Below are 24,490 nucleotides of genomic sequence, written 5' to 3'. Positions count from 1 at the left end.
GCTCCGCGGTGCCCCCCGCTGGGCGGCCGAGGCGCACCTGGTGGCCGAGGAGCCGCGCCGCCAGGCCGGTCATGCCGGGCACCTGGCTGGCCCCGCCGGTCAGCACGATCTTCTGGCTCGGCAGCGCGTCGAACCCGGCCGCATCCAGCCGTTCGCGCACCGCCTCCAAGGTTTCCTCGACCCGCGGCCGCATGATGCCGATCAGCTCGGAGCGCGAGATCTCGCGGCGGTCATGTTCCCAGTCGCCGGTCTCGCCGGTCAGCTCGATCATGTCGCGGTCGTCGCGCCCGGTCGGCACCAAGCCGCCGTGATAGCATTTGATCTTCTCCGCAAGGCTCAGCGAGATGCCGAAGCCCTTGGAGATGTCCGAGGTCACATGCGCGCCGCCGATCCGGACGGAGTCGGCATAGATCATGTGGCCGCGCATGAAGATCGAGATGCCGGTGGTGCCGCCGCCCATGTCGATGCAGGCCGCGCCGATCGACTGCTCGTCCTCGACCAGCGCCGAGATGCCCGAGGCATAGGCCGAAGACGCAATCCCGGCCAGCTCGAGGTCGCAGCGCTTGATGCAGTGCAGCAGGTTGCGCACCACGCCGGCATCGACCGACAGCAGGTGCAGGTCGGCCGCCAGCGTGTTGCCCACCTGGCCGCGCGGATCGGTCAGCCCGGAGCGGTGGTCGAGCGCGAAATTGACCGGCTGGGCATGCAGGATGGTGCGGTCGGGACCGAGATCCGGCACCTCGCAGCTCGCCAGAACGGCGGCGATGTCGGATTCCCGCACCGACTCGCCCGAAAGGTCGATCTGCCCGGCCAGCCCGTAGCTGCGCGGCCCCGCCCCCGAGAAACAGGCGATCGCATGGTCGACCCGCACCTGCGCCATCTTCTGCGCCGCCTGCACGACGGTCCTGAGCGCCCGCTCGGTTTCCTGCATCACGTCGATTTCGCCGAAGCGCATGCCGCGCGAGCGCGTCGTCGCCGCGCCGATCACGCGGAAGCGCGACTGCCCGGCCAGCGGCCCCACGCCGTCGGTGCCCGGCACATGGCCGCCGTCGAAGCGCAGGATCAGGCAGGTGGTCTGCGCCGTCCCCAGATCGAGGATCGCCACCACGCCGCGCTGCATCGCCGCCTTGCGCATCTGGCGCATGGCACGCTGGGTTTCGTAGAGGTCGATCATCAGTTGCTCATCCCTTGTTCCAGCCCGCGCAGGGTCTTCAGATAGGCAAAGGCCTCGTCCCCGAGCCGGATCGTCGGCCGGTCGGGATTTCTCATGTCGATGATGCGGATGTCGCGCCCCATGAGGTCGCCCGCCTCGTCCATTGCCAGCACCCGCTCCAGCGCCTCGACCGCGCCGGTTTCCGGAAGCTGGATCACCTGGTCGCCGGTCAGCGCCACGTCCCAGCGCCGCTCGCCCTGGCGGATCAGCCCGCGCAACCTGTCCTTCAGCGGCTCCGCCGCCTCGACGATGGCCAGCGCCTCGGGAATGGCGCGCTCAGCGCCCGCCGCCGCGATCAGCGGCAGCTCGCGGCGGCGCGCCGGTGCGGATCGGCTGGGCGGCGCGCTTCGGCCCGCTGGTGCTGCGCCAGGACGGCGAAGGCGACGACCTCTATTCCGCCTATCTGGCAGGCGGCGAGATGAGCGATCCGCTGCCGCGCGAGGGCGTCGCGCAGGACAGCGCGGCCGCGGTCTTCGGCCGCTTCCTCGTCCTCGGCGTCGAGCACATCATCCCCAAGGGCACCGACCATATCCTCTTCGTGCTGGGGCTGTTCTTCTTCTCGCTGCGGATGCGGCCGCTGCTCTTGCAGGTCTCGGCCTTCACCGCCGCCCATACCGTCACGCTGGCGCTGGCCAGCCTCGGGATCGTGACGGTGCCCGCCGCCATCGTCGAACCGCTGATCGCCGCCTCGATCGCCTTCGTCGCGCTGGAGAACATCCGCAGCGGCCGGATCGGCTGGGTCCGCATCGCGGTGGTGTTCGGCTTCGGGCTGCTGCACGGGCTGGGCTTCGCCAGCGTGCTGGGCGAGCTGGCGCTGCCCAGGGCGCAATTCGCGACCGGGCTGATCGCCTTCAATATCGGGGTGGAAATCGGCCAGCTGACCGTGATCACGCTTGCCTGGGCGCTGGTCGCGCGGCCCTTCGGCCACCGGCCGTGGTACCGCGCCCGGATCGCCGTTCCGGCCTCGGCGGCGATCGCCGCCATGGGCCTGTGGTGGGTGGCCGAGCGGACGTTTCTGTGAGCCCGCCGCTCAGCGCTTGCCGAAACGCTCCAAGAGCTCGGGATGGCGGCGCAGGAAGAAGGCCAGCACGATCAGGCTGAAGCCGCTGAACAGCAGCTCGATGCCGAGGAAGATGCCCAGCACCTGCACCGAAAGCGCCGCGAAATCGGCGAAGATCAGCGCCGCCAGCAGGATCGAGGCCGCCCCCGAGACCAGCATCGCCCAGAAATACTGGCTCTTGCGCATCTGCCAGGCGAGAACCATCCGCAGCACGCCGCCCGCGGCGATGAATATGGTGACCAGAAGCGCCAGCGAGATCGTGCCTTCCAGCGGGTTTGTCCAGAAGGACACGCCGAGGAACAGCAGCATCGCGCCGAGGATCACGTTCCAGATCTTGTTGCCCATGCCGGATTCGGTCAGGCCCGCGATGATCTGGAACACGCCCGCGACGCTCAGCAGAATCGCGGTCAGGATCGTGACCGATACCGAGGCGATGACGGTGTTGCTGAGTGCCAGAATGCCGAAGGCGACGGACACCGCGCCCACCAGCAGCCATTTCAACCAGGTCTTCATGATCGATCCCGCTCCTTCCGTTGAGGCTCATCAAAGTGTTAACGCAGTTCCCCGCACATGGATACGGCCATCTCCGGGGCAGGATGTCCCGCCCCCGGAACGCGAAACGGCCCCCGCATGGCGGAGGCCGTCCCGGATTTCCGTGATCCGCCCGGAGGCGGACCGGATCACATCAGCTCGCGCACATCGGTCAGATGGCCGGTGACGGCTGCCGCTGCGGCCATGGCCGGGCTCATCAGGTGGGTGCGGCCGCCGCGGCCCTGACGGCCCTCGAAGTTGCGGTTCGAGGTCGCGGCGCAGCGCTCGCCCGGGCTCAGCTGGTCGGGGTTCATGGCGAGGCACATGGAGCAGCCCGCCAGGCGCCATTCGAAGCCTGCCTCGCGGAAGATGTCGGCCAGGCCTTCCTCTTCCGCCTGGGCGCGGACCAGGCCCGAGCCCGGCACGACCATGGCACGCATGCCGTCCTTGACCTTCTTGCCCTTCACGATCGCCGCCGCAGCGCGCAGGTCCTCGATCCGGCCGTTGGTGCAGGAGCCGATGAAGACCGTGTCGATCTTGATGTCCTCGAGCTTCATGCCCGGGGTCAGGCCCATGTAGTCGAGCGAGCGCTTGGCCGCGTCGACCTTGCCGCCGGTGAAGTCCTCGGGGGACGGGACCAGCGCAGTGATCGGCAGAACGTCCTCGGGCGAGGTGCCCCAGGTGACGACCGGCGCGATGTCCTCGCCCTTGATGGTCACGACCTTGTCCCAATGCGCGTCGTCATCGGAGAACAGCGTCTTCCACCAGGCGACGGCCTTGTCCCAGTCCGCGCCGGTCGGCGCGTGCGGGCGGCCCTTGACGTAGTCGAAGGTCTTCTCGTCCGGCGCGATCAGGCCGGCGCGGGCGCCGCCCTCGATCGCCATGTTGCAGACGGTCATGCGGCCTTCCATCGACAGGTCGCGGATTGCCTCGCCGCAATACTCGATCACGTAGCCGGTGCCGCCGGCGGTGCCGGTCCGGCCGATCACCGAAAGGGTGATGTCCTTGGCGGTGACGCCCGGGCGCAGCTTGCCGGTGATCTCCACCTTCATGTTCTTCGACTTCGACTGGATCAGCGTCTGGGTGGCCAGCACATGCTCCACCTCGGAGGTGCCGATGCCGTGCGCCAGCGCGCCGAAGGCGCCATGCGTCGCGGTGTGGCTGTCGCCGCAGACCACGGTCATGCCCGGCAGGGTCCAGCCCTGTTCCGGGCCGACGATGTGGACGATGCCCTGGCGGATGTCGGAGACCGGGTAGTAGTTGATCCCGAAATCCTTGGCGTTCTTGTCGAGCGCCTCGACCTGGATCCGGCTCTCCTCGTTGGTGATGCCGTTCACGCGGTCTTCGGTGGTGGGGACGTTGTGGTCCGGCACCGCGATGGTCTTGCCGGGGGCGTGCACCTTGCGGCCGGCCATGCGCAGGCCTTCGAAGGCCTGCGGGCTGGTCACTTCGTGGACCAGGTGGCGGTCGATATAGAGCAGGCAGGTGCCGTCCTCGGCCTCGTGGGCCAGGTGGGCATCCCAGATCTTGTCATAGAGGGTCTTCGGCGTGGCGGTCATCGGGAACATCTCCGAGCGGGTCGTATTTTGGCTAGGGGCACGGGCTAGGATCGGGGCTCAGCGCCCCGTCATAGCCCGGCAAGTACCGTGCAGCGCTGGCCGAAGAAGCGCCACGGCAGGCGCCGCCGGTCCGCGATATCCGTGATCGGTGTCATGGCGCATCATCTAGCCGGCGCGCTCCGCCGCCGCAAGAGAGCGTGGCCCGCGCGCATCGGGGCAAGCTCTTCGTTTACAGCCGCGCCCGCGGGGAGTAGGTCTTCGGCATGACAGCTACGCTCCTCCGCCGCGGCCTTGCCGGACTCGCCCTTCTCGCCCTGCTTTCGGCCTGCGCGCCGAAGCCGTGGGATGATCCCATCGAGATATCCCGGCTGGTGCGGCTCGAGCCGAAGGATTTCCGGGTCAGGACCCTGGTCCCGGCCGGGCTGGGCGAGACGGGCACCGCCTATTTCCAATGGGCGATCGCGACCCATACTTCGGAAGAGCCCGAGATCGAGAGCATGGAGCTGGTCCGCACCGGCGAGCCGGTTCCGGCGGAAGGCGGCATGACCGAGGTCACCTACCGGCTGGAACCCAAGGACTACAAGACCTTCCAGACCCAGCAGATCCGGCAGCGCGCGCAGCTTCTGGCCGATTACTACTACATCGCGGTGCTGTTCGTGCCGGGGCTGTGCAACATGGTCGGAACCGAGGCCGGGCGCGACCAGGTCGTGTCGGTGATGTTCGACGGCCGCACCGGCGACAAGATCACGACGACGAATGTCGGCCTGACCGCATCGGAGATCAAGACCGAGGTCGGGTTCTGTGTCTGAGCGCCGCCGGGCCGGCGCGCTGCTCGGCGCGGCCCTCCTGGCGGGCGCCTGCGCCTAGTGGAGATGTCGCAAGCCAGGATAGAATGTACCGCTGACGCAATTGAACGTCCTGTAATTACGCTTATGTAAGATTTCCTGTCCCGCACCAAAGTCAAGGCAGAGCGCAAGCCCGACTCGGCAAAGGTTGGATCGTCGTCCCGGGGCCAGCCAGATCGGACCTTCCTGCCGTTGCGGCGGGCGCGCGGGACGGCAAGTCGGGCCAATGAGACATGCGCATATGCCTTCGCCGCTCCGGACCTTGCCCAAACCTCTAACCCGTTCGGCCGGAAACGCAGCAGTCCGGGCACCGCGTCGATGTGCCGTAGGGATGCGGCATCGGACAGGCTCCGTCGTCCGCACCGCTCCGAAAGCGCAGCCGGATGACGGCAAGACAGCAGGACAGGCCCATTCAGGCAGATCGGTCCGCAGCTTCCGGAGCACGACATCCGCTTTGCGCTCCCGCCCGGCCGGCCCGGGATCGCACCCCTCGAAAGTTCCGGTCCCCGCCGGCAACCGTTTCCTCGTGAGAACGTGTGGGCTTGTCCGATCTTCCGCCTCCTGGCTTCCGGAAGATCGAACCGGGAGATCGGAGGACGGGCCGCAGGCCGGCCGCTGCGGTCGCCCGAGAGTGCCCGGACCGGACAAGGCGGCCGCTGCGCCTCTCTGCGCAACGGCCGGTCCCGCACGCATGCCGTCCGACCCGGTCCCGCGGACCGGTGCCACGGCTCCGGTCAGGCCGGAAGGCCAGGCGGGAACAGCGCCTCCATCGCCATGCCCGGCGCCGCCGGGTCGAGGCAGCGCAGCAGGAAGGCCGGAATGTCCCGCGCATGGCAGCGGAACTCGGCCAGCCCCATCAGCTTCGGGTCTGCATCCATCGCCATGGCCAGCCCGTCGCCCCTGGCGCCCGTCCGGAAGGACAGGTTGAACCCGTCGGCAGGCCCGTTGGCCAGCACCTCGCGCGTCGCGCTGCAGCCCGGGAAGACCGGCGGATCGAAGGGCATGACATTGACGAGCGGCGAGAAGAAGAACCGCTGCCCGCCGCCCAAGCCGTGATCCGCGGCAATCCGCTCGATCCGGTAGCGGCCATGGCGGCGCAGCGCGCGCAGGTCATGGCCCATGCGCTCGAGAAATGCGCCGAAGGTCTCCTGCGGGCCAACACTCACATGCAGCGGCAGGATGTTCACCGCGAGGCAGGGCACCGCCGCGGCCACGCTGCCGAGCCGCCCCATGTTGGGCAGCCAGACCGGGAGCACCTCCTCCTGCCGAGGCAGATGCGCATGCAGATAGGCCGAAGCCGCCAGCACCAGGAGATCCGGCCATCCCATCCGCATCCGCGCCGCGAGCCCCGCCAGGCGGTCCGGCAGCCGCGGATCGAGCGCAGGCTCGGCAAAAAGGCCTTCGGCGGCATAGTCCTCGCCGCCCTTGCGCAGCACCTCCAGCCGCCCGGGCCGCTCCAGCTGCGCCTGCCAATGCGCCCGGTCGCGCGCGCGGAACGGGCCGGCGTCATAGGCGGCCTCCTCGTCGAGGAAGTCCCCGAAACGGCGGAACGGCGCCCCCGGATCGCCCTGCCCGGTGCCGTGGCGGTAGAGCTGTGCCACCCGTGCCTCGAACAGCGCCACCGCATAGCCGTCGAGAATGATGTGATGGCCGCGGTTGTACCACAGCCAGTCGCGCTCGCCGGTGCGCCAGAGCCGCTGCAGCGACAGCGGATCCCGGGCGAGGTCGAGCCGCGCAGCCATGTCGGCGGCCATCCGCGCCGCGGCCTCCTGCCCGGGGTCCGGGAAGCTGCGCAGATCCGACAGGACGGCCTGCGGCACGCGCGACGGATCGAGGCTCTGGGTGACGCCGTCCGGGCCGGAATGGAACCGGAGCGACAGCACCTCCGCCTCGCGGCAGGCGCGGTTGATCGCCCGCAGCAGCGCGGCCTCGTCGAGATCGCCCGACAGCCGCACGGCGTGGCCGATGGTGGACACCGGCTCGTCGGGATGGAGGGTGAATTCCTCCCAGAAATCGAGCTGCGCGGGGGTCAGGGCCATGGGGCCGCTGCGGGAGGGAGTGTCCTGCATGATGTCATCCTTCATGGAGTCGGGAGGGGATGCCGCAGGCTGGCCGGGGCTGGCAGCGGGCCGGGATCAGGGAAAGGCGCATGGCGGCAGGGCCGCGCGCGTCAGAAAGGCATCAGGCCGGCAGGCCGCGGGGCCGGTCCGCAACCGGAGCCAAGCTGCGGACAGGGTACCGCCGAAGGCCGCCGGATGCAGGCCGGGGCGGGGAAAAGGCCCGTCCGGCAACGCGGTGCAGATGGACGGGCAAACGCGTCCGGCGCCGGATCGCCCTTGCGACGGCCGGGCAACCATGCGGCCATTCCTTCCGGAACGGGCGCCCCCTGCACCAGCCCAGCCATGCCGCGCCCGAGCAGCGGAAATCCGCACTCCGCGTGCGGGCCGCCCGATGGCTTGGCAAGGAGACGCGGGAGCGCCGCCCGCGGCAGCAGCGCACCGGCCGCTGCCTGCCTCTCGCTCGATCCGGACATGTCCCCTCCGCGGCCCTTGACATTTTCCGACAAAACTACTCAACTACTGTCACCCGTCAATCCCTTTCCGGCGGGAACATGCGACGCAGCGACGGCCGCCGGGACTGCAGGGTCCGGGCGGCGGCCACGGAGGCGTGTTGCCGAAAGGCACTCACCATCTGCTGCGGAGACCCTGCATGACACGCGACCTCGTCGCCTTCACCCCTTGGCCGCATCACCTGGCCGCGCGCTACCGCGCCCGCGGCTACTGGACCGGGCGGCCGCTCTGCCACGGCGCCGAGGCGCAAGCGAAAGCCCGCCCCGACGGCCTGCACCAGGCGCTGCCCGAGGACCGGGTGCTGGTCGCCGATCTCGGCCGCTTCGTCACCACGGCCTGGCGCAACCTGCCGGTCTTGGCGCCCAATGACCTGGTCTTCACCAGCCATTTCGGCAGCATCGGCGTCGGCCTCGGCCATGCGATCGGCGCCGCCGCGGCCGCGCCCGGCCGTCCGACCGTGATGGTCGCCGGCGATGGCGGCTTCCTGCTTTCGGGACTTAGCGAGCTCGCCAGCGTGCGCCGCGAGTCGCTGCCGCTGGTGATGATCATCTGCAACGACGGCAGCTACGGCGCCGAGCATGTCCAGTTCCGCAACCGCGGGATGGAACCCGGCCTGTCGATGATCGGAGGCCATGACTTCGCCGCCATCGCCGCCGCAATGGGCATCGAGGCGCTGCGCGTCACCGATGCGGACAGCCTCGAACAGGCGGCCGCGCTGCTGGCCGCGCCGCAGGGGCCGGTCCTCATCGACCTCTGCCTCGACCCCGAACGCATCGAGATGTAGCCCCGGCTCCCCGCAATCCGCCTTCCTCCCCGGGCTGGCGGCCCTTGCCGAGGTGGCATCCCGGTGCCGCTTCGGCCAATACAGACCCACCGACAGGAGAGACTGATGACCTTTACCCGACGCAACTTCCTGAAGAGCTCCGCAGGCGCGGCCGCGCTCGGCGCGATCGGCCTGCCCGCCATGGCCCAGTCCGACACGTTCATCGTCAACATGTTCGGCGGCCGCTGGGAAAACGACTGGCGCGAATTCGTGATGCCGAAATTCGCCGAGCAGATCGGCCGTCCCTTCGACCTCGATATCGGCCTCGGTATGGGCTGGATCTCGAATTTCCGCGCGGCCGGCCCGGAAAACCCGCCCTTCCCGGCGGTGATGCTGAACGAGAAATACACCGCGATGATCCGCAATGACGGCTATTTCGCGGAACTGACCCCGGAAAACGTGCCGAACATGGCCGACGTGATCGAGCCGGCGGTCCTCAAGGGCAACACCGCCGTCACCGGCATGCTGGCGCCGCTGGTCCTGGCCTACCGCACCGACATGGTCTCCGAGCCGCCGAAGGGCTGGGCCGATCTCTGGGACGAGCGCTTCCGCGGGCTTGTCGGCCTCTACAAGATCACCAACTCCGCCGCGACCATGATGGCGCTCTGGGCGGGCGAGCATTTCGGCTCGGGCCGCGACGACATCGAGACCGCGGTCGCCAAGTTCAAGGAGCTCGCGCCCTTCCCGCAGATCGGGTATTCCGCGCAGCTGACGCCGCTGCTGACCCAGGGCCAGATCGCCGTCGCGCCGATCGACCTCGGCGAGGTGAAGACCATGCAGGAACAGGGCGTGCCGATCGACTTCGTCGTGCCCGAGGAAGGCATGATGGTGTTCGACCATTCCTTCTCGGTCTTCGGGAACAGCCCCGACAAGCAGCTGGGCTTCGACTACGTCAACTTCGTGCTGAGCCCGGAAATCCAGCTGTGGATGGCCGAGAACTGGCTGATCGCGCCGACCAACAAGACCGTCGTGCTGCCCGAAGAGCTGCAGAAATGGCCGCTCCAGCCGGAAGTCGTGTCGAAGGCGATCCGCTTCGACTGGGACGAGACGCTGGCCATCATGCCCAAGCTGAACGACCTCTGGGACCGGACCATCTGAGCCATGGCGACGGTCGAGATCACAGAACTGCGCAAGAAATACGACGACTTCCTGGCGCTTGACGGGGTGTCGCTCTCGGCGGGATCGGGCGAGCTGGTGACGCTGCTCGGGCCGTCGGGATGCGGGAAATCCACCACGCTGCGCTGCCTTGCGGGGTTCCTCGATCCCGATGGCGGGGATATCCGGGTGGAAGGCGAAAGCATCCTGCGGACCCCCTCCAACCGTCGCGACTTCGGCGTGGTGTTCCAGAACTACGCCCTGTTCCCGCACATGACCGTAGCCGAGAACATCGGCTACGGGCTTAAGCTGCGGCGCTGCTCGAAATCCGAGATCGCTACGCGGGTCTATGACGTGATGAAGCTGGTGCGGCTCGACGGGCTGCGCGACCGGCTGCCGCGCGAGATCTCGGGCGGCCAGCAGCAGCGCGTCGCGCTGGCGCGACGGGCTGATGGCGACGGCAGGCACCGGCCGCGTGGCGCGGATTTCCGGGGCAGGGCTGGCCGGCCTATCGGTGCAGCCGGTCGCCTGGGACAACCATGTGGTGACGCTTGATCCGCAGCGCGGGCCCCGCGCCTGAGGCACCATGCCGCCGGGCGCGCGCCTCCGGCCTGCAAAAGGCCCGGATTCGCCGCCATCCGGCGGCTCATGGCCCTTGTTTTTCTGCCTCCGGGCGGCTTCGGACGACGGCAGGGGTTGCATCGGCCCGTCCTTGCCCATACACCGCCCGGCAACTCAGAGACGGCCTTTCAAGAAGGAACCCCCCAGTTCCTGCCGTTCTTCGAAAACCTCCGAAAGGCCGGGGTCCCGGCCTCCCTGCGCGAATACCTCTCCTTCCTCGAAGCGATGAAGGCGGGGCTCGTCACCTATGACGTGGACGGGTTCTACTATCTCGCCCGCACCGCCATGGTGAAGGACGAGCGCAATCTAGACCGGTTCGACCGCGCCTTCGCCGCCACCTTCGAGGGTCTCGAGGCGATCAGCCTCGAGGACATGGTCGAGGCCGTCGAGATCCCCGAGGACTGGCTGCGAAAGATGGCGGAGAAGCATCTCTCGGAGGAGGAGAAGGCCGAGATCGAGGCCCTGGGCGGCTTCGACAAGCTGATGGAGACGCTGAAGAAGCGGCTTGAGGAGCAGAAGGAACGCCATCAGGGAGGCAACAAGTGGATCGGAACGGGGGGCACCTCGCCCTTCGGCGCCTATGGCTACAACCCCGAAGGCATCCGCATCGGCCAGAAGGAAAGCCGCCACCGCAAGGCGGTGAAGGTCTGGGACAAGCGCGAATTCCGCAATCTCGACGACAGCGTCGAGCTGGGCACGCGCAACATCAAGGTCGCGCTGAAGCGGCTCAGGCAATGGGCGCGCGCGGGCGCGCATGAGGAGCTGGATCTCGACGGCACGATCCGCGCCACCGCCGAGCACGGCTATCTCGACGTGAAGACCCGGCCCGAACGGCACAACGCGGTCAAGGTCCTGCTGTTCTTCGATATCGGCGGCTCGATGGACGACCATATAAAGGTGGTGGAGGAACTGTTCTCGGCTGCCCGCTCCGAGTTCAAGCATCTCGAGCACTACTACTTCCACAACTGCCTGTACGAAGGCGTGTGGCGCGACAATTCCCGGCGCTGGACCGAGCAGATCCCGACCTGGGACGTGCTGCATACCTATGGCCACGACTACAAGTGCATCTTCGTCGGCGACGCGTCGATGTCGCCCTACGAGGTGCTCTATCCCGGCGGCGCCAACGAGCACTGGAACGAAGAGGCCGGCGAGGTCTGGCTGCGCCGCGCGATGGAGCAATGGCCCGACTGCCTCTGGCTGAACCCCGTCCCCGAGCGCCACTGGCCCTATACCCAGTCGATCGGCCTGATCCGCGAGCTGTTCGGCGAGCGGATGGTGCCGATGACGCTGGAGGGGATCGACCGCGGCATGCGGCTGCTCGGCCGCTGAGCCGGCGCCGGAGGACAGGCCCCGCGCCGTTGCGGCCGGCAGCGGGAGGCATTGCATCTTGACGCCCCCGCGAAAAACTGCAAAAATTTCTTTACTTTCGAAAAATTTGCATAGATCGCCACTAAACCTTTGCATGACGGGAAATAGAATCACTCGCCTTTTCCGTGGGGAGAAGTCCGGATAGTTTTCCGGACCAATTTCACGTTTCCACCGGCACGCCCAAAAAACAGGCATATCGCGTTAACTTACCAGCGGGTAAGGAAAATGTCGGAAAGCGGTTCCGGAAACATCGATGATAGATGTGACCATTCATTCATGACGTTGTTAAAGAAGTGATTTTTTCCGGATGCGGCATCTTTGCCTGCCTTTGCCGCGGCCGCGGCCGCCGACTTGATGTCACTGCCCCGCTCCGGGTCCGCGACCTGGCTCCGCGAGCTGCTTGACGGCTCCGGCGCTCACCTTACCGTGAGGCCATGAATGGAAAGACACTGACCAGCCTCGCGGCCCTGATGGAAAATTCTCTTGCCGACCTGCAGGCTGACTGCATCGCGCTGGCAATCCCCTCGCCGTTTCCGGGCTGCGTCTTCGTTCTGGCCCGCGGCCAGAGCTTCCCGGACGCACCCGAGCTGGTCCCCGTCTCCACGACCGGCAACAGCCTCTGCCAGAAGGTCCTGCAATCGGGCGAAGACGTGCAGGCTCATTTCGGCAGCACCGCCGCGCGCTGCGGGCTGATGGCAGCCGAGGAACTGTCCTCCTATTGCGGCACGCCGGTCTTCGCCCCGGACGGCAGCGGCACGCTCGCCAGCCTCTCCGCGATGACCCGGATGTCGCGGATCTGGTCGCGCGGCGACCGCGACCGCCTGCACGGCCTCGCCGCGGAGATTGCCCGGCACGGGATCCCGATCTGGGCCGGAACCGCGGCGCAGAAGCTGGGCGACGCCCGCCGCTAGGCCGGCAGGCCTTGCCCGGCGGCCGCGCGATCGCCATATCGGAACCATGCTGAAACTCGCGCCCATCCTTGCCGCCCTGCTCTACGGCATCGCCTTCTACCTGTTCTCGGCCTGGCGCACCCGCCGCCAGCTGGACCAGCGCTCCACCGAGCTGGCCGATCCGGCGCTGTCGCGGGTGCTGGCACCGATGGNCGCAGGCGCTCGATGTCCCGCGCATCCCGGTCTATCTCTATGAAATCGCGCCGGTGAACGGGCTGGCCGCGCCGGACGGGCGGATCTTCCTGACCCGCGGCTTCTACAACCGCTTCCGCCAGGGCGACGTGACCCCCGAGGAGCTGGCCTCGGTCGTGGCGCATGAGCTGGGCCATGTCGCGCTCGGCCATTCGCGGCGGCGGATGATCGATTTCTCGGGGCAGAACGCGATCCGCGTGGCCAGCGCGATGGTGCTGTCGCGGATCATCCCCGGCTTCGGCGCGGTGATCGCCAACATGCTGACCGGGATGCTCGCCGCGCGGCTGTCGCGGCAGGACGAATACGAGGCCGATGCCTATGCCGCGGCACTGCTGACCAAGGCGGGGATCGGCACGGAACCGCAGAAGGCGCTGTTCCGCAAGCTCGAGGCGCTGACCCAATCAGGCACCCCCGCCCCGGCCTGGTTCCTCAGCCATCCCAAGACGGCCGAACGGATCGCGGCGATCGAGACCCTCGAACGCCGCTGGGTGCCTCAGGACAGGTAGGGGCGGAACGCCTCGACCACCTGCTCGTAGACCGCGCGCTTGAACGGCACGATGCGCGTCACCACCTCGTCGAGCGGCACCCAGTGCCATTCGCTGAATTCGGGATGCTCGGTCTCGATATTGATCGCGTCATCCGTGCCGTGGAAGCGCAGCAGGAACCATTTCTGCTCCTGACCGCGATACCTGCCCTTCCAGATCTTCGGCACCAGGTCATGCGGCAGGTCATAGGCGATCCAGCCCTCGGTCTCGGCCTCGATCGTCACCATCTCCGCGGGAACCCCGGTCTCCTCCTCCAGCTCGCGCAGCGCAGCCGCGCGCGGCTCCTCGCCCTTGTCGATCCCGCCCTGCGGCATCTGCAGCGCCGGACCCGGATTGTCGATCCGCTGGGCGACGAAGACCCGGTTGCCGGCATTGGCCAGCATCACGCCGACATTCTGGCGGTAGGGCAGTTTCGCGATCTCTTCGGGGGTCATGCATCCGCTCCGCGGTTCAGCCAATCCAGCCTGGCCATCATTTCGTCGAAAAGCTCCGGGCTCTGCGCCGAGAGCAGCACGCCCTCGGGCGCCGGGCCGGGGCGGTAGGGCGTGCCGTCGAGCATCCCCGCCTTGCCGCCCGCCTCGGTGACGGCGAGCACGCCGGCCGCATGGTCCCAGGGCTTGGGCTTCACGCCCAGGCAGTAGCGGCCGAAGCCCTGCGCCATCATCCGGTATTCATGGCAGGCGCAGGCCAGCGAATAGGTCCGCGACCCGGCCACGACGGACCGCTGAGCACCACCAGCTCGCCCGGCATGGCGGCGAAATCCGGAACCTGCACCTCCGTGCCGCCGCGCGCCAGCCGCACATCGCGGAAGGCCAGCACGGCCGGACCGGGCAGGGCGGCGGCGCGGGAAATGCCGCCCGGGATCGGTGTTGCGGCATCGTCCAGAAGTGCGTCGATCTCTTCCGCGACCGCCTTGGCTTCGGCCTGGTCATGCCAGGCGGCAGCCAGGTCGCGCAGCGGCTGGAAGAAGGAGGGCGCAAGCAGCAGCACGAAGATGCCTTCGCCCAAGGTCAGCGGCGTGGCCCAGGCGCCGAAGCCGAGCTCGCCCAAGAGCGAGAAACCGACATAGACTGCAACCATCGCCACGCCGAGAGCCGAGAACAGCTCCAGCACCGTCGAGGACAGGAAGGCGATGCGCAGCACCGCCATCGTGCGCTCCCGCAGCCCGTCGGCCCGCGCGCCGAAATCCTCTGCCGTGCGTCCGCCTGCGTCGAGCAGGCGGATGTCCTGCAGCATCGCCAGCCGGTCGGTCAGCAGCGTGTTGAGGCTGCCGATCTCGGCCATCTGCTTCCGGCTGGCCTCTTTCGCGGCCATGCCGACGAGCGCCATGAAGACCGGGATCAGTGGCCCGGCGACGGCGAGGATCAGCGCGACTGCCCAGGAGCACCAGAGCGACAGGACCAGAAGCACCGGCGCGACCACCGTTACGCGCATCCGCGCGGGCTTGTAGCGCGCGAGATAGCGCCGCAGCGCGGGCAGTTTCTGCACGATCAGCGCGGCGAAGGCGCCCGAAGACAGCGCCCGGCCGATCTTTGCGGTCTCGGCTTCCAGGAGCTCCCGGCGCAGTCCGGCCACGGCCTCTTCTGCGGTGACGCCCGCCAGCCGCGCGGCGCGGGCCTCGAGCAGGCTGCGCAAAAGCCCGGCGGCGAGAACATCGTCGCCACCGATGCCCAGCTCACCAAGGGCCAGGCCCACCGCATGGCGGTCGCGGCGCATGACGGCATGGCGCGCGCCATCCTGCCCTCGCATACCCCGCTCGACGGCGATCTGGTCTTCGCCGCCGCCACCGGCACCACGCCGCTGACCGAACCCCTGGCGCAGGAGATGCAGCTCGGCCATGCCGCGGCGGTCTGCCTCGCCCGGGCGATTGCCCGCGGGGTCTACGAGGCTTCGGAGGCCGAAGGCGACACCGTCCCGACCTGGAAAGCCCGCTTCGCCGCGCCGGGCTGAAGGCTCAGGGCAGCTTCTGCCCGGCCGCCTGCATCACCACCGCGCGCAGCCAGAGATGGCGCCGCGACCGGCTGTGGCGGCTGTGCCAGACCATGTCGTAATGCACCAGCGGCAGCTCGATCGGCGCCGGGCAATGCGCCAGTCCCGACAGCGACGTCGCGGCGAAGCGCGCCTGCATCGTGGTGATCATGTCGGTGCCGCGCAGCAGCGTCCCGAGCAGCGCGATCTCGGTCGCGGCAAGATGGATCTCGCGTTCCAGCCCCAGCTCGGACAGGCGCTGGTCGACCAGCGACGGACGGCCGCCGCCGAAATTCAGCACCGCGTGGCGGGCGGCGGCGAAATCCTCGATCCCCTCCACCGGCCCGCGCATCGCGGGATCGTAGAACACCGCCATCCGGTCGGTCAGCAGGGTCTGGCTCTCGAATTCCTGGGCATGCGGCCCGACATGCACGCCGATCGCCAGATCGACCGAGGCATCCTCCATCAGCGCCCGCGCGACGCTTTCGCGGTTCAGCGGCACGAAGCGCACCGGCAGCTCCGGCGCGTCGCGGCGCAGCGCCCGGAAGATCGCCAGCGCCTCGTCCTGCAGCTCATGGGCGTTGCAGGCGATGGTCACCGGGCGGGTTTCGCGCGCCGGCACGAAGTCCTGCGGTTCGCTCAGCGCCTCCAGCGAGGACAGCGCAGCCCGGATCCGCGGCGCCAGGTAATCGGCCTGGGCGGTCGGCACGATGTTGCGCCCGTCCTTCACGAAAAGCGGATCCTCGAGGCCGCGGCGCAGCCTGTCGAGGCCGTGGCTGACCGTCGACTGGGTCAGGCCGAGCCTTTCGGCGGCGCGGCTGACCGAGTTGCATTCGTAGACCTCCAGGAAAAGCCGCAGGAGGCGCCCGTCGAGGGAATGTACAGGAAGCTGTGTCACCGGCTGAACCTTTTTACCAGCCAATGAAGGCGAAGTGTCCATAAAGGCAAGTCCGGATCACCTCTACTCGCCTTTTGTCTGCATCAGAGCAGGCCAAATGGAAAAGCAGCCCGGGCCCCGGGCTGCTTTGTTTCAGATCGGAGAACAATCCGGATCGTGGATGTTTCCGCCCCGGATCAGTCGATCTTGCCGATCGAGAAGAACATCGTCTCGCCGGAATGGTCGTCGACGCCGTCATTGTCGGTGGAGACCCAGGCCGTGCCGTCCGCCGTGACCGCAAGCCCCTCGACCTTGTCCAGCACGAAGCCGCCGGTCGCGGCCAGATCGCCCAGCAGGTCGCGGACCTCCTCCTTCGACACGACCGGCATGTCGTCGCCGTCGAGCGGCGCGGGCACCATGTCCGAGGCCGGAATGCGGTAGATCTTCTTGGTCACCGCCGCCTCGCCGATCTGGTTGTCGCGCTCGACGACATACACGTAATCGCCATGCAGGGTGATCTCGCTCAGCCCGACCCAGCCGGTTTGCGGCTCTGCCTTTTCGTAGCGCACCGCGCCCCATTCGCCGGTCGAAGGCGTGTAGGCGACCAGCTTAACGGTATTCGCCGGATCGTCCTTCCACTCGCGCTGGGTCGCCATCCACAGCGTGTCGCCGATCTTGGCGATGCCCTCGAAGCCGAAGCGGACCTCGTTGGCGGCCAGCGCCTCGGGGATCAGGACTTCCTCGAGGATCTCGCCGTCGCGGCCGATCTTGTAGATCGCATGCGGGATCTCGCGGTCGGTGCGGCCCTCGTTGGCGACCCAGAAGGCATCGCCGTCGAGCGTGATGCCCTCCATGTCCATCTTCGCCGCCGCTTCGCCGTCACGGGTGACCCGGATCACGTCGGTGATCTTCGCCGGGACCGCGGAGACGTCGATATGGAAGATCGACGGCTGGTTGCCGTAGAAGCTGTCGGTCACCGCCCAGAGCGTGCCGTCCTCGTCGGCCACCTGCCCCGAGATCGCGCCCCAGCCGACCAGCACGCCGTCCGCGTCGCGCAGCCCGCCGGTGGTCAGCTGCGGATAGGCGGCCGGCGCCTCCTGGTATTCGTAGAGCATGACATGGGCGCGCACGCCGCCATCCTCGGTCAGGTCCGTCTCGTTGGCCGAGGCAATCAGCCCGCGGCTCTCGATCACGGCGAAGCTCTCCGGGCCGATGCCCGAGGGCAGCAGCTGGGTCAGCACCGGGTTGGCCATGTCGGTCACGTCATAGACGCCGAAGGCACCGCCGCGCTCGGAGCCGACAAAGGCCATCGGCGTGCCGCCGAAGGTGCCCTGGGCCAGCGACTCGGGCTCGACGCCCTTCGCGTCCGACCGCTTGTCCGGGTAGTGGCCGATCGCGATCAGCGCGTGCTCGAAGGAGGAATTCGATTCGTGGACCACCGAACCGTCCTTCGACCAGATGGTCCAGCCGCGGCTGCCGCCATCCATGTCGCCCTCGTTGGCGGTGGCGAAATGCTCGTCATCCAGCCATTTGACGGTGTCGGGCTCGCGCAGGCGGCCGGGCTGGGCGCTGACCGGGCGGATCGAGGCGCGGTCGTCGTCCAGATCGACCTCGGCCAGGTCCACGGCCCCGGCGGAGAAGTCGGCGATCACCTCGCCGTCCTTCGACACCACCACCAGGTGGTTGTTCTCCTGCAGCGTCATCACGGTCTCGCCGAGGCCGTTGATGTCGACATATTCCGGCTCGGGATCCTCCGGCGCGACCTCGGCCAGGCCGGTCACGTCCACTGCCTTCAGGCTGGCGCAGTCCGCGCCCTCGCCGGTCAGCCCGACCAGCGACAGCCAGCCCGCGGGCATCTGCCCGACGCGGCCGTCGCCCAGGTCTTCGTCCCGCTCGTTCTCGATGGCGACGGCGATGAAGCTGCCGTCCTTCGCCGCCGCGATGCTGTCCGGCTGGCCGCCGAGATCGCATTCGGCGACGACCGATTTCGAAGCGAGGTCGATGGTGACCAGCTTGCCCGACGGATCGGTGTAGGAGGCGGACGTGTTCACCGCGGCATAGGCCCGGCCGCCGACGACCACGACCGAGGTCGGCTCGCCCTGCAGGTCGATATTGCCCAAGGGCTGCGGGGCTGCGGGATCGGTGATGTCGACAAGGCCGATCGCCCCCAGCGGGCTGTCGGAATAGACCAGCGTGTTGCCGTCCGGCGTCGCCACGATGATCTCGGGCGAGGTCTCGCGGGCGGTGTCCTCGCCCTCGGCCATGTTGTGCCAGGTGGCAAAGCTGGCGATGCGGTTGAAATTCATCTCGGCCATCGCCGACCCGGCGGTCAGCGCGAGGACGGAAGTCAGGCACAGCAGGCGTGCGGTCATGGGGAATCCCTGGGTTCGGTGCAAATCGCGCCACAGGTCTTCGCGCTCGGTGACAAATGCGTGATGGTTGCGTGTCAGTCCCGTGAAGATTGCGGTCCGCCGCGCAAGAGGCGTCCCGGGCGCCAAGAGACGGCGGCCTCCCCGGCGCCGTTGAGGGAGCCCCGGCGCCTTGGCCGCGCGGTCCGCCCTCTGTCCGGCGCCCGGAGAGGCAGGCCCCGCCCCGGCGGGGCGGAGAGGTGGCGGAGGCATTGCGGTCGGTCCCGGGCGGGACCGGTGCGGCGTTGCCGACCGCGGCAGCAATTGATAACCCTTTCCCTGAATTGTATCCTGTTAATATTCAAGTGCTGTGCAGGAAGAGGACACCGGATGACTGCCGAGCTGCTGCCGGAGATGGGCAACGTCATAAGCCTGACGACTTTTCTTTTGGGGCTTGTCCTGGCTGCGCTTGTCGGTGCCGCGTCGGCAATCGTGCAGGCTGCGAAGGGCTATACCGGCCACAATTTCAGGTTCACCATGACCGAGCTGATTGTGCGCAGCGTGCTGTCGCTCCTGGCGGTGGCCGCATTTGCCACGCTCTCGAAGCTGCCGCTGGACGTGCCGTGGCTTCAGTGGGTCGGACTGGGGCTGACCTTCATCGCGATGATCTTCGCCTTCTCGACCTATACGCGACTGACGTTCCGGCTGTTCTTCCACGCACTGAAGAGCATCTGACGCAGCGCGGCGGGCGCCGGAGCGGCATTCCGTTCCGGCAAAATGCCCGGCAGCCCATGGCAGGCCGTTGACGCCCCGGCTGCGGATGCTACACCGCGCCAAGGCAAAGGTGGACGCTATGAACCTGTTTTCCGAAGTGAAGGACCTGGTCCTGACCCAGCTCGACGCTCTGGCGGCGGAGGGCAAGCTGCCCGACGGGCTCGACACCAAGACTACTGGCTGGCCGAGCACCACAACTCCACCGGCATCGCCTCGGCCGCGACCGCCGTCGTGATCGGCCAGGTCGCCGCCCGCACCAAGACGATGCGCGTGGGCTCGGGCGGCATCATGCTGCCGAACCATTCGCCGCTGGTGATCGCCGAGCAGTTCGGCACGCTTGCGACGCTGTTTCCCGGGCNGGATCGATCTCGGGCTCGGCCGCGCGCCCGGCACCGACCAGCTGACCGCCCGTGCGCTGCGCCGCGGTCCCGACCGCTCCGAGCAGTNTCCCGAACGACGTGGTCGAGCTGATGGGCTACCTGCGCGAGGCGCCCGAGACCCAGCAGATCATNCGCCGTTCCCGGCGCCGGAACCGAGGTGCCGGTCTGGATGCTCGGCAGCTCGCTCTTCGGCGCCCAGCTCGCCGCGCATCTCGGCCTGCCCTATGCCTTCGCCAGCCATTTCGCCCCCGACGCGCTGGAAGACGCGATCGCCGTCTACCGCAGCTCCTTCCGCCCCGGCGCGATCCAGCGCCCGCATTTCATGCTGGCGGTCAACATCTTCGCCGCCGAGACCGACGAGGAAGGCGCGCGGATCCGCACCTCGATGCAGCAGGGCTTCATCAATATCCGCAAGGGGCTGCGCGGGCCGCTGCCGCGCCCGGTGGACGACCTGTCGAGCGTGGCCAGCGATGCCGAGATCCGCATGGCCAACCACCAGCTGCGCATCTCGGTCGTCGGATCGAAGGCGACGGTCAAGGAGCGGCTGCGCGGGCTGATCGAGATCCTGGAGCCGGACGAGGTGATCCTCACCGGCCATATCCACGACCACGCGGCGCGCAAGCGCTCCTTCGCGATCGGTGCCGAGGCGATGCAGGAACTGGCCGCCGAGGCCGGTGCCCGCGCCGCCAGCTAGGCCCGGATCAAGCCCCGCCCGCCGCTCCGGCGGCGGCACGTCCCCCTGATTCTCGACGAAAAACCCAAAAAATGAGCGTGACGTAGGGATAGGCAGCGGGGGAGCACACAATATGGGCAATTATCGGAAATCATCCCAATATGTTGCGCGCACCCCTGTCAGCCTGGCAGCCGTCCCCCGTTCACCCTTGCATACCCGTCCTCGATCACGCGGTGCATGGCCTCCCGGGCCTCCAGGGCGGCGCCGCGGCAGATGGCCGAGGCGATGTCCCGGTGCCGGTCGGCCACGGCCTGGGCGCCTTCGGGATAGAAGCGGTGTGCCTCGGCGAGGAACAGCGAGTAGAGCGCGGTCTGCACCATGTCGCCAAGCGACAGCAGGAAGCGGTTGCCCGAGAGGCGCAGCACCTCGCGGTGGAACTCGTAATCGGCGACCGCGAAATCCGCGCGGCTTGCCGCGCCCGACAGCGCGCCCGACAGCTCGAAGAGACGGCCGCAGCCATTGGCATTGGCGCGCTTGGCCGCCTGCTCCGCCGCCGCGGGCTCGAAGATCAGCCGCATCTCGAAGAGTTCGTCATAGAAGGCCCCGGCATTCCTCAGCCCGGCATGCCAGCGCAGCACATCCTCGTCGAACATGTTCCAGGCCTCGGCCTCGCGCACATGGGTGCCGACCTTGGCCTTGGACTGGATCAGCCCCTTGGCGATCAGCGTCTTCTTGGCCTCGCGGACCACGGTGCGCGACACGTCGAACATCTCGCAGAGATCGGGATCGAGCGGGATCATCGTCTCGGGCGGATATTCCCCGGCCACGATCGCGCGCCCGAGGCTTTCCACCACGAAATCGGTATGGTTCGATGCCCGCGCCGCCCGGCCCTCGGGCGTGGCGAAGCTCATGAGGGCATGGGCGAGCCAGGTGCCGGTCTTCTTCGGAGTGTCGTTGCCCAAGTCAGGCCCTTTTGCAGCAGGATGAAGGTGAAGAGCAGCGCTCCGATGACAATCTTGGTCCACCAGCTCGACAAAGTCCCGTCGAATACGATGTAGGTCTGGATCAGCCCCATGATCAGGATGCCGAAGAATGTGCCCGCGACGAAGCCGCTGCCCCCGGTCAGGAGCGTGCCTCCGATCACCACCGCGGCGATGGCGTCGAGCTCCACCCCGACCGCGGCCAGCGAGTAGCCTGCCGAGGTGTAGAGCGAGAAGACGATCCCGGCCAGCCCGGAGAGCCCGCCCGAGATCGCGTAGATGCCGACCGTGGTGCGCCCCAGCGGCACGCCCATCAGTTTCGCGGTCTGCGCCCCGCCGCCCATCGCATAGACGTTCTGGCCGAAGCGGGTGCGGTGGGCCAGCACGATGCCGGCCAGGAAGGTCAGCACCATCAGCGCCCCGGTCAGCCGGAACCGCCCGCCCGAGGGCGCCTTCCAGTAGATGTCCTGGAGCCAGTCGTAGAACTCGTGGGTGATCGGCACGCTGTCGACCGACAGGACGTAGGCCGCGCCCCGGGCCAGAAACATGCCTGCGAGCGTGACGATGAAGGGCGGCATCTCCAGGTAGTGGATGGCGGCCCCCATCGCGGCACCGAAGGCCGTCGTCAGGGCCAGCACCATAACGAAGGCCGCCAGCGGATGGACGGAAGTGTCGCGCAGGATCACCGCGAGGAAGACGCCGGTGAAAGCGATCACCGAGCCGACCGACAGGTCGATCCCACCCGAGAGAATGACGAAGGTCATGCCCACCGCCGCGATGCCGAGGAAGGCATTGTCGGTCAGAAGGTTCGCCGCGACCCGGCTCGACAGCATCGCCGGATAGGCGGAGGCGCAAAGCGCATAGGCGATGACGAAGGTCGCCAGCGTCACGATCAGCGGCAGGCTGGTGGAGCGGATCATCGCGCGGTCTCCTTCACCGGCTTGGCGCGGCGCGGGGCGGGATCTCCGCCCGAGGCGCGCAGGATGTAGAGCCAGTGGCCGATCCGCGGCGACTGGATGACGAGGATGGCGAGGATCAGCACCGCCTTGATCACCAGATTGAATTCCGGCGGCATGCCGGAAAGCAGGATCGCCGAGTTCACCGACTGGATGATCAGCGCGCCCAAGAGCGAGGCGGTGATCGAGAACCGCCCGCCGAGCAGGGAATTGCCGCCGATCACCACCGCGAGGATCGCGTCGAGCTCCATCCACAGCCCGGCATTGTTGGCATCCGCCCCCTTGATGTCTGCGGCGACGATCACCCCCGCCAGCGCCGCGCAGAGCCCCGAGACGAGATAGACGCAGGTCAGGAGCACCCGCGCGTTGATCCCGGCCAGGCGCGACGCCGCGGCATTGATGCCGATCGCCTCGATCAGCAGCCCCAGCGCGGTCTTGCGCACCGCCCAGGTCACGCCAGCCCCGAGCGCGACCCAGATCACCACTGGCGTCGGAATGCCCAGGATCGTGCCGGCGCCGAGATGGATCAGGCCCTCGTTGAGGAAGGTCAGGATGGTGCCCTCGGTGACCAGCTGGGCGATCCCCCTGCCCGCCACCATCAGCACCAGCGTGGCCACGATGGGCTGGATGCGCAGCCAGGCCACCAGCACGCCGTTCCAGAGACCGCAGGCCGCCCCCGACGCCAGCGCACCCGCCAGCGCCGTGCCCCAGCCGTGTCCGTCGGCGACGATCTTGGCGGCGCAGGCCCCGGCGATCGCCATGACCGCGCCGACGGAAAGGTCGATGCCCTTCGTGGCGATCACCAGCGTCATGCCGATGGCCAGAATCGCGGTCGGCGCGCCGCGGTTGAGCACGTCGACCACCCCGCCGAAGAGCCGTCCGTTCTGGAACTCGATGCGGAAGAATTCGGGGAAGACCGCCAGGTTCAGCGCCAGGACGGCGGCAAGGATGACCAGCTGCGGCGCGAGGCGGCGCAGCGGCGAATGCGGTGCAGCCATCAGGCGACCTCCCTTTCTTCGCCGGTGATGGCGCGCACGATGTTTCCGGCGGTGATCTCGGCGCCGGAAAGCTCGGCCACCTGCACCCGGTCGCGCAGAACGACCACGCGTGTGGAATAGGCGACCAGCTCCTCTATCTCGGAGGAGGCGACGACCAGCGACATGCCGCGCTCGCGCAGGCTTTCGATCAGCTGGATGATCTCGGCATGGGCGCCGACATCGATGCCGCGGGTCGGCTCGTCGAGGATCAGCAGCTCCGGCTCGGTGGCCAGCCAGCGCGCCAGAAGCGCCTTCTGCTGGTTGCCGCCCGACAGCAGCCGGATCGGCATGTCGAGGCTCGCCGCGCGGATGTCGAGCGCGCGGACATAGCCGCGGGCGATCTCCTCGACCCGGCCCCGCGGCACAGGCCGCGCCCATCCCTGGCGCCAGCAGAGGGCGCCTCTCCGGCCAGATCGGCAGCGACAAGGCCGGCGATGCGGCGGCCCTCGGCCCAGCAGAACCCGGCAGTTTCCACCGGATGCAGCACGTTCCCGGCCACGAAGACCCGTGGGTCCGAGCTGCGGAAGGCGCCGTCGACCTGCGGGCCCTTCGTCCCGGCATCGAGCGCCAGCCCGCTGGCGCGGGCCAACGCCGCCTCGGGCGTGAACCGCCCCGAGAAAACCACCCCGTCGCAGTCGATCAGCCGTTCCCCGGCACGGTCGCGGATACGCAGCCCGGTGACGCGGGTCTTGCCCTCGATCGCCACGATTTCGGCCCCCGTCACCAGCGGCACACCGAGGATGCGGTTGGCCAGCGCGTAGAAGCGCGGCCCCTGCACCCGGTCGCGGCTCTCGATCATGGCGGCAGGGCGGATGCCGTGGCGGCGGCAGCTGAGGATCGCCGAATAGGCCACCATCTCGCTGCCGACGATTGCCGGGCGCGAGAACGGCGCGCGGCCCTCTTCATAGAGGAAGGATTGCAGCGCGGCGGTGTTCATCACGCCCACCGGCCGCAGCCCCGGGACCAGCGCGGCGGCGCGGGTGGTTTCGCGGTTGCCGGTCGCCAGCAGGATGCGCTTTGCCGTCAGGGTGTCAGTTCCTGCGGTCGTGGCCAGTTCCAGCACGCCGCCGGGGCGGATCTCGGTGACGGTCGTGCGGGTGCGGATCTCCACGCCGGCCGCGGCAG

The 24,490-nt window shown here is 68.3% G+C and carries 22 protein-coding genes and 4 pseudogenes; 11 read left to right on the top strand and 15 right to left on the bottom strand.

Annotated features, from left to right (window positions below; genetic code table 11):
* Nucleotides 1-19: 19 nt before the first annotated feature.
* Nucleotides 20-1,174 (bottom strand): annotated as a pseudogene (ftsA, locus tag C7T91_RS21870) (cell division protein FtsA); the annotation flags it as partial.
* Entirely contained in the window at nucleotides 1,174-1,470 is a 297-nt protein-coding gene (locus C7T91_RS33755; RefSeq protein ID WP_236638451.1) for a cell division protein FtsQ/DivIB, read from the bottom strand. The gene C7T91_RS33755 and the pseudogene ftsA, both read right to left, overlap by 1 nt.
* A gap of 65 nt (nucleotides 1,471-1,535) precedes the next feature.
* Between C7T91_RS33755 and C7T91_RS21860 the strand changes: the two genes are divergently transcribed.
* A complete protein-coding gene (locus C7T91_RS21860) occupies nucleotides 1,536-2,234 on the top strand; it encodes a HupE/UreJ family protein (protein WP_236638402.1) in 699 nt (232 codons plus the stop codon).
* 9 nt (nucleotides 2,235-2,243) lie between these two features.
* Here C7T91_RS21860 and C7T91_RS21855 read toward each other — a convergent pair whose 3' ends face one another.
* Nucleotides 2,244-2,786 carry an HdeD family acid-resistance protein gene (locus C7T91_RS21855; protein ID WP_108261157.1) on the bottom strand — a complete coding sequence of 181 codons (543 nt, stop codon included), beginning with the start codon at nucleotides 2,784-2,786 and terminating at the stop codon, nucleotides 2,244-2,246.
* A gap of 167 nt (nucleotides 2,787-2,953) precedes the next feature.
* Entirely contained in the window at nucleotides 2,954-4,363 is a 1,410-nt protein-coding gene (leuC, locus tag C7T91_RS21850; RefSeq protein WP_108261694.1) for a 3-isopropylmalate dehydratase large subunit, read from the bottom strand.
* A gap of 263 nt (nucleotides 4,364-4,626) precedes the next feature.
* On the opposite strand from leuC, the gene C7T91_RS21845 reads away from it, so the two are divergent.
* Nucleotides 4,627-5,172, top strand: a complete 546-nt coding sequence (locus C7T91_RS21845) for a hypothetical protein (protein ID WP_108261156.1) — start codon at nucleotides 4,627-4,629, stop codon at nucleotides 5,170-5,172.
* A 770-nt stretch (nucleotides 5,173-5,942) separates the two neighbouring features.
* On the opposite strand, the gene C7T91_RS21840 is transcribed toward C7T91_RS21845, so the two are convergent.
* Nucleotides 5,943-7,277, bottom strand: a complete 1,335-nt coding sequence (locus tag C7T91_RS21840) for a condensation domain-containing protein (RefSeq protein ID WP_161556045.1) — start codon at nucleotides 7,275-7,277, stop codon at nucleotides 5,943-5,945.
* Nucleotides 7,278-7,917: 640 nt separating this feature from the next.
* Between C7T91_RS21840 and C7T91_RS21835 the strand changes: the two genes are divergently transcribed.
* From C7T91_RS21835 to C7T91_RS21810, 6 genes and pseudogenes are all read left to right on the top strand, one after another.
* The gene (locus C7T91_RS21835; RefSeq protein WP_108261152.1) at nucleotides 7,918-8,562 is read left to right on the top strand and encodes a thiamine pyrophosphate-dependent enzyme; all 645 of its coding nucleotides are present in this window, start codon (nucleotides 7,918-7,920) and stop codon (nucleotides 8,560-8,562) included.
* A 105-nt stretch (nucleotides 8,563-8,667) separates the two neighbouring features.
* Nucleotides 8,668-9,699 carry an extracellular solute-binding protein gene (locus tag C7T91_RS21830; RefSeq protein WP_108261149.1) on the top strand — a complete coding sequence of 344 codons (1,032 nt, stop codon included), beginning with the start codon at nucleotides 8,668-8,670 and terminating at the stop codon, nucleotides 9,697-9,699.
* 3 nt (nucleotides 9,700-9,702) lie between these two features.
* Nucleotides 9,703-10,251 (top strand): ABC transporter ATP-binding protein, encoded by a 549-nt coding sequence (locus C7T91_RS21825; protein WP_236638401.1) that lies wholly within the window; start codon nucleotides 9,703-9,705, stop codon nucleotides 10,249-10,251.
* Between the two features lie 216 nt (nucleotides 10,252-10,467).
* A complete protein-coding gene (locus tag C7T91_RS21820; protein ID WP_236638450.1) occupies nucleotides 10,468-11,646 on the top strand; it encodes a vWA domain-containing protein in 1,179 nt (392 codons plus the stop codon).
* 473 nt (nucleotides 11,647-12,119) lie between these two features.
* A complete protein-coding gene (locus C7T91_RS21815; protein WP_145962976.1) occupies nucleotides 12,120-12,596 on the top strand; it encodes a hypothetical protein in 477 nt (158 codons plus the stop codon).
* Between the two features lie 46 nt (nucleotides 12,597-12,642).
* A pseudogene (locus tag C7T91_RS21810) lies at nucleotides 12,643-13,333 on the top strand (M48 family metalloprotease).
* Here C7T91_RS21810 and C7T91_RS21805 read toward each other — a convergent pair.
* Genes C7T91_RS21805 through C7T91_RS21795 form a run of 3 tightly spaced genes read right to left on the bottom strand, consistent with a single transcriptional unit; the run spans nucleotide 13,321 to nucleotide 14,806 of the window.
* Nucleotides 13,321-13,806, bottom strand: a complete 486-nt coding sequence (locus tag C7T91_RS21805; RefSeq protein ID WP_108261143.1) for an RNA pyrophosphohydrolase — start codon at nucleotides 13,804-13,806, stop codon at nucleotides 13,321-13,323. The pseudogene C7T91_RS21810 and the gene C7T91_RS21805 sit on opposite strands and share 13 nt — an antisense overlap.
* Entirely contained in the window at nucleotides 13,803-14,036 is a 234-nt protein-coding gene (locus C7T91_RS21800; RefSeq protein WP_108261141.1) for an inositol monophosphatase family protein, read from the bottom strand. The genes C7T91_RS21805 and C7T91_RS21800 overlap by 4 nt, the downstream gene beginning before the upstream one ends.
* Nucleotides 14,033-14,806, bottom strand: coding sequence for an ABC transporter transmembrane domain-containing protein (locus C7T91_RS21795; RefSeq protein ID WP_236638449.1), 774 nt, complete (start codon nucleotides 14,804-14,806; stop codon nucleotides 14,033-14,035). The genes C7T91_RS21800 and C7T91_RS21795 overlap by 4 nt, the downstream gene beginning before the upstream one ends.
* 219 nt (nucleotides 14,807-15,025) lie before the next feature.
* Between C7T91_RS21795 and C7T91_RS21790 the strand changes: the two are divergent.
* A pseudogene (locus C7T91_RS21790) lies at nucleotides 15,026-15,322 on the top strand (P1 family peptidase); the annotation flags it as partial.
* Between the two features lie 4 nt (nucleotides 15,323-15,326).
* On the opposite strand, the gene C7T91_RS21785 reads toward C7T91_RS21790, so the two are convergent.
* Together C7T91_RS21785 and C7T91_RS21780 are read right to left on the bottom strand one after the other, a co-directional pair.
* Entirely contained in the window at nucleotides 15,327-16,238 is a 912-nt protein-coding gene (locus C7T91_RS21785) for a LysR family transcriptional regulator (RefSeq protein ID WP_161556044.1), read from the bottom strand.
* Nucleotides 16,239-16,414: 176 nt separating this feature from the next.
* Entirely contained in the window at nucleotides 16,415-18,589 is a 2,175-nt protein-coding gene (locus C7T91_RS21780; protein ID WP_108261135.1) for an esterase-like activity of phytase family protein, read from the bottom strand.
* 366 nt (nucleotides 18,590-18,955) lie between these two features.
* Here C7T91_RS21780 and C7T91_RS21775 point away from each other — a divergent pair, with 366 nt between their 5' ends.
* Together C7T91_RS21775 and C7T91_RS21770 are read left to right on the top strand one after the other, a co-directional pair.
* The gene (locus C7T91_RS21775; protein WP_108261133.1) at nucleotides 18,956-19,300 is read left to right on the top strand and encodes a hypothetical protein; all 345 of its coding nucleotides are present in this window, start codon (nucleotides 18,956-18,958) and stop codon (nucleotides 19,298-19,300) included.
* Nucleotides 19,301-19,444: 144 nt separating this feature from the next.
* Nucleotides 19,445-20,413 (top strand): annotated as a pseudogene (locus tag C7T91_RS21770) (LLM class flavin-dependent oxidoreductase); the annotation flags it as partial.
* A 158-nt stretch (nucleotides 20,414-20,571) separates the two neighbouring features.
* Here C7T91_RS21770 and C7T91_RS21765 read toward each other — a convergent pair.
* The 5 genes from C7T91_RS21765 to C7T91_RS21745 are packed head-to-tail and all read right to left on the bottom strand — an operon-like array spanning nucleotide 20,572 to nucleotide 24,476.
* Nucleotides 20,572-21,354: a FadR/GntR family transcriptional regulator gene (locus C7T91_RS21765; protein WP_236638400.1), complete on the bottom strand. Its 783-nt coding sequence runs from the start codon at nucleotides 21,352-21,354 to the stop codon at nucleotides 20,572-20,574.
* Nucleotides 21,300-22,292: a galactofuranose ABC transporter, permease protein YjfF gene (gene yjfF / locus C7T91_RS21760; protein WP_201742192.1), complete on the bottom strand. Its 993-nt coding sequence runs from the start codon at nucleotides 22,290-22,292 to the stop codon at nucleotides 21,300-21,302. The genes C7T91_RS21765 and yjfF overlap by 55 nt, the downstream gene beginning before the upstream one ends.
* On the bottom strand, nucleotides 22,289-23,326 hold the full coding sequence (locus tag C7T91_RS21755) for an ABC transporter permease (RefSeq protein ID WP_108261125.1): 1,038 nt from the start codon (nucleotides 23,324-23,326) through the stop codon (nucleotides 22,289-22,291). Before C7T91_RS21755 ends, yjfF begins: the two co-directional genes overlap by 4 nt.
* Nucleotides 23,326-23,655 (bottom strand): ATP-binding cassette domain-containing protein, encoded by a 330-nt coding sequence (locus C7T91_RS21750; RefSeq protein WP_236638399.1) that lies wholly within the window; start codon nucleotides 23,653-23,655, stop codon nucleotides 23,326-23,328. Before C7T91_RS21750 ends, C7T91_RS21755 begins: the two co-directional genes overlap by 1 nt.
* On the bottom strand, nucleotides 23,574-24,476 hold the full coding sequence (locus tag C7T91_RS21745) for an NAD(P)/FAD-dependent oxidoreductase (protein WP_236638398.1): 903 nt from the start codon (nucleotides 24,474-24,476) through the stop codon (nucleotides 23,574-23,576). Before C7T91_RS21745 ends, C7T91_RS21750 begins: the two co-directional genes overlap by 82 nt.
* Nucleotides 24,477-24,490 lie beyond the last annotated feature (14 nt).

Source organism: Mangrovicoccus ximenensis (genome assembly GCF_003056725.1).
GTDB lineage: Bacteria > Pseudomonadota > Alphaproteobacteria > Rhodobacterales > Rhodobacteraceae > Mangrovicoccus > Mangrovicoccus ximenensis.
This window is presented reverse-complemented; position numbering and strand designations above follow the sequence as displayed.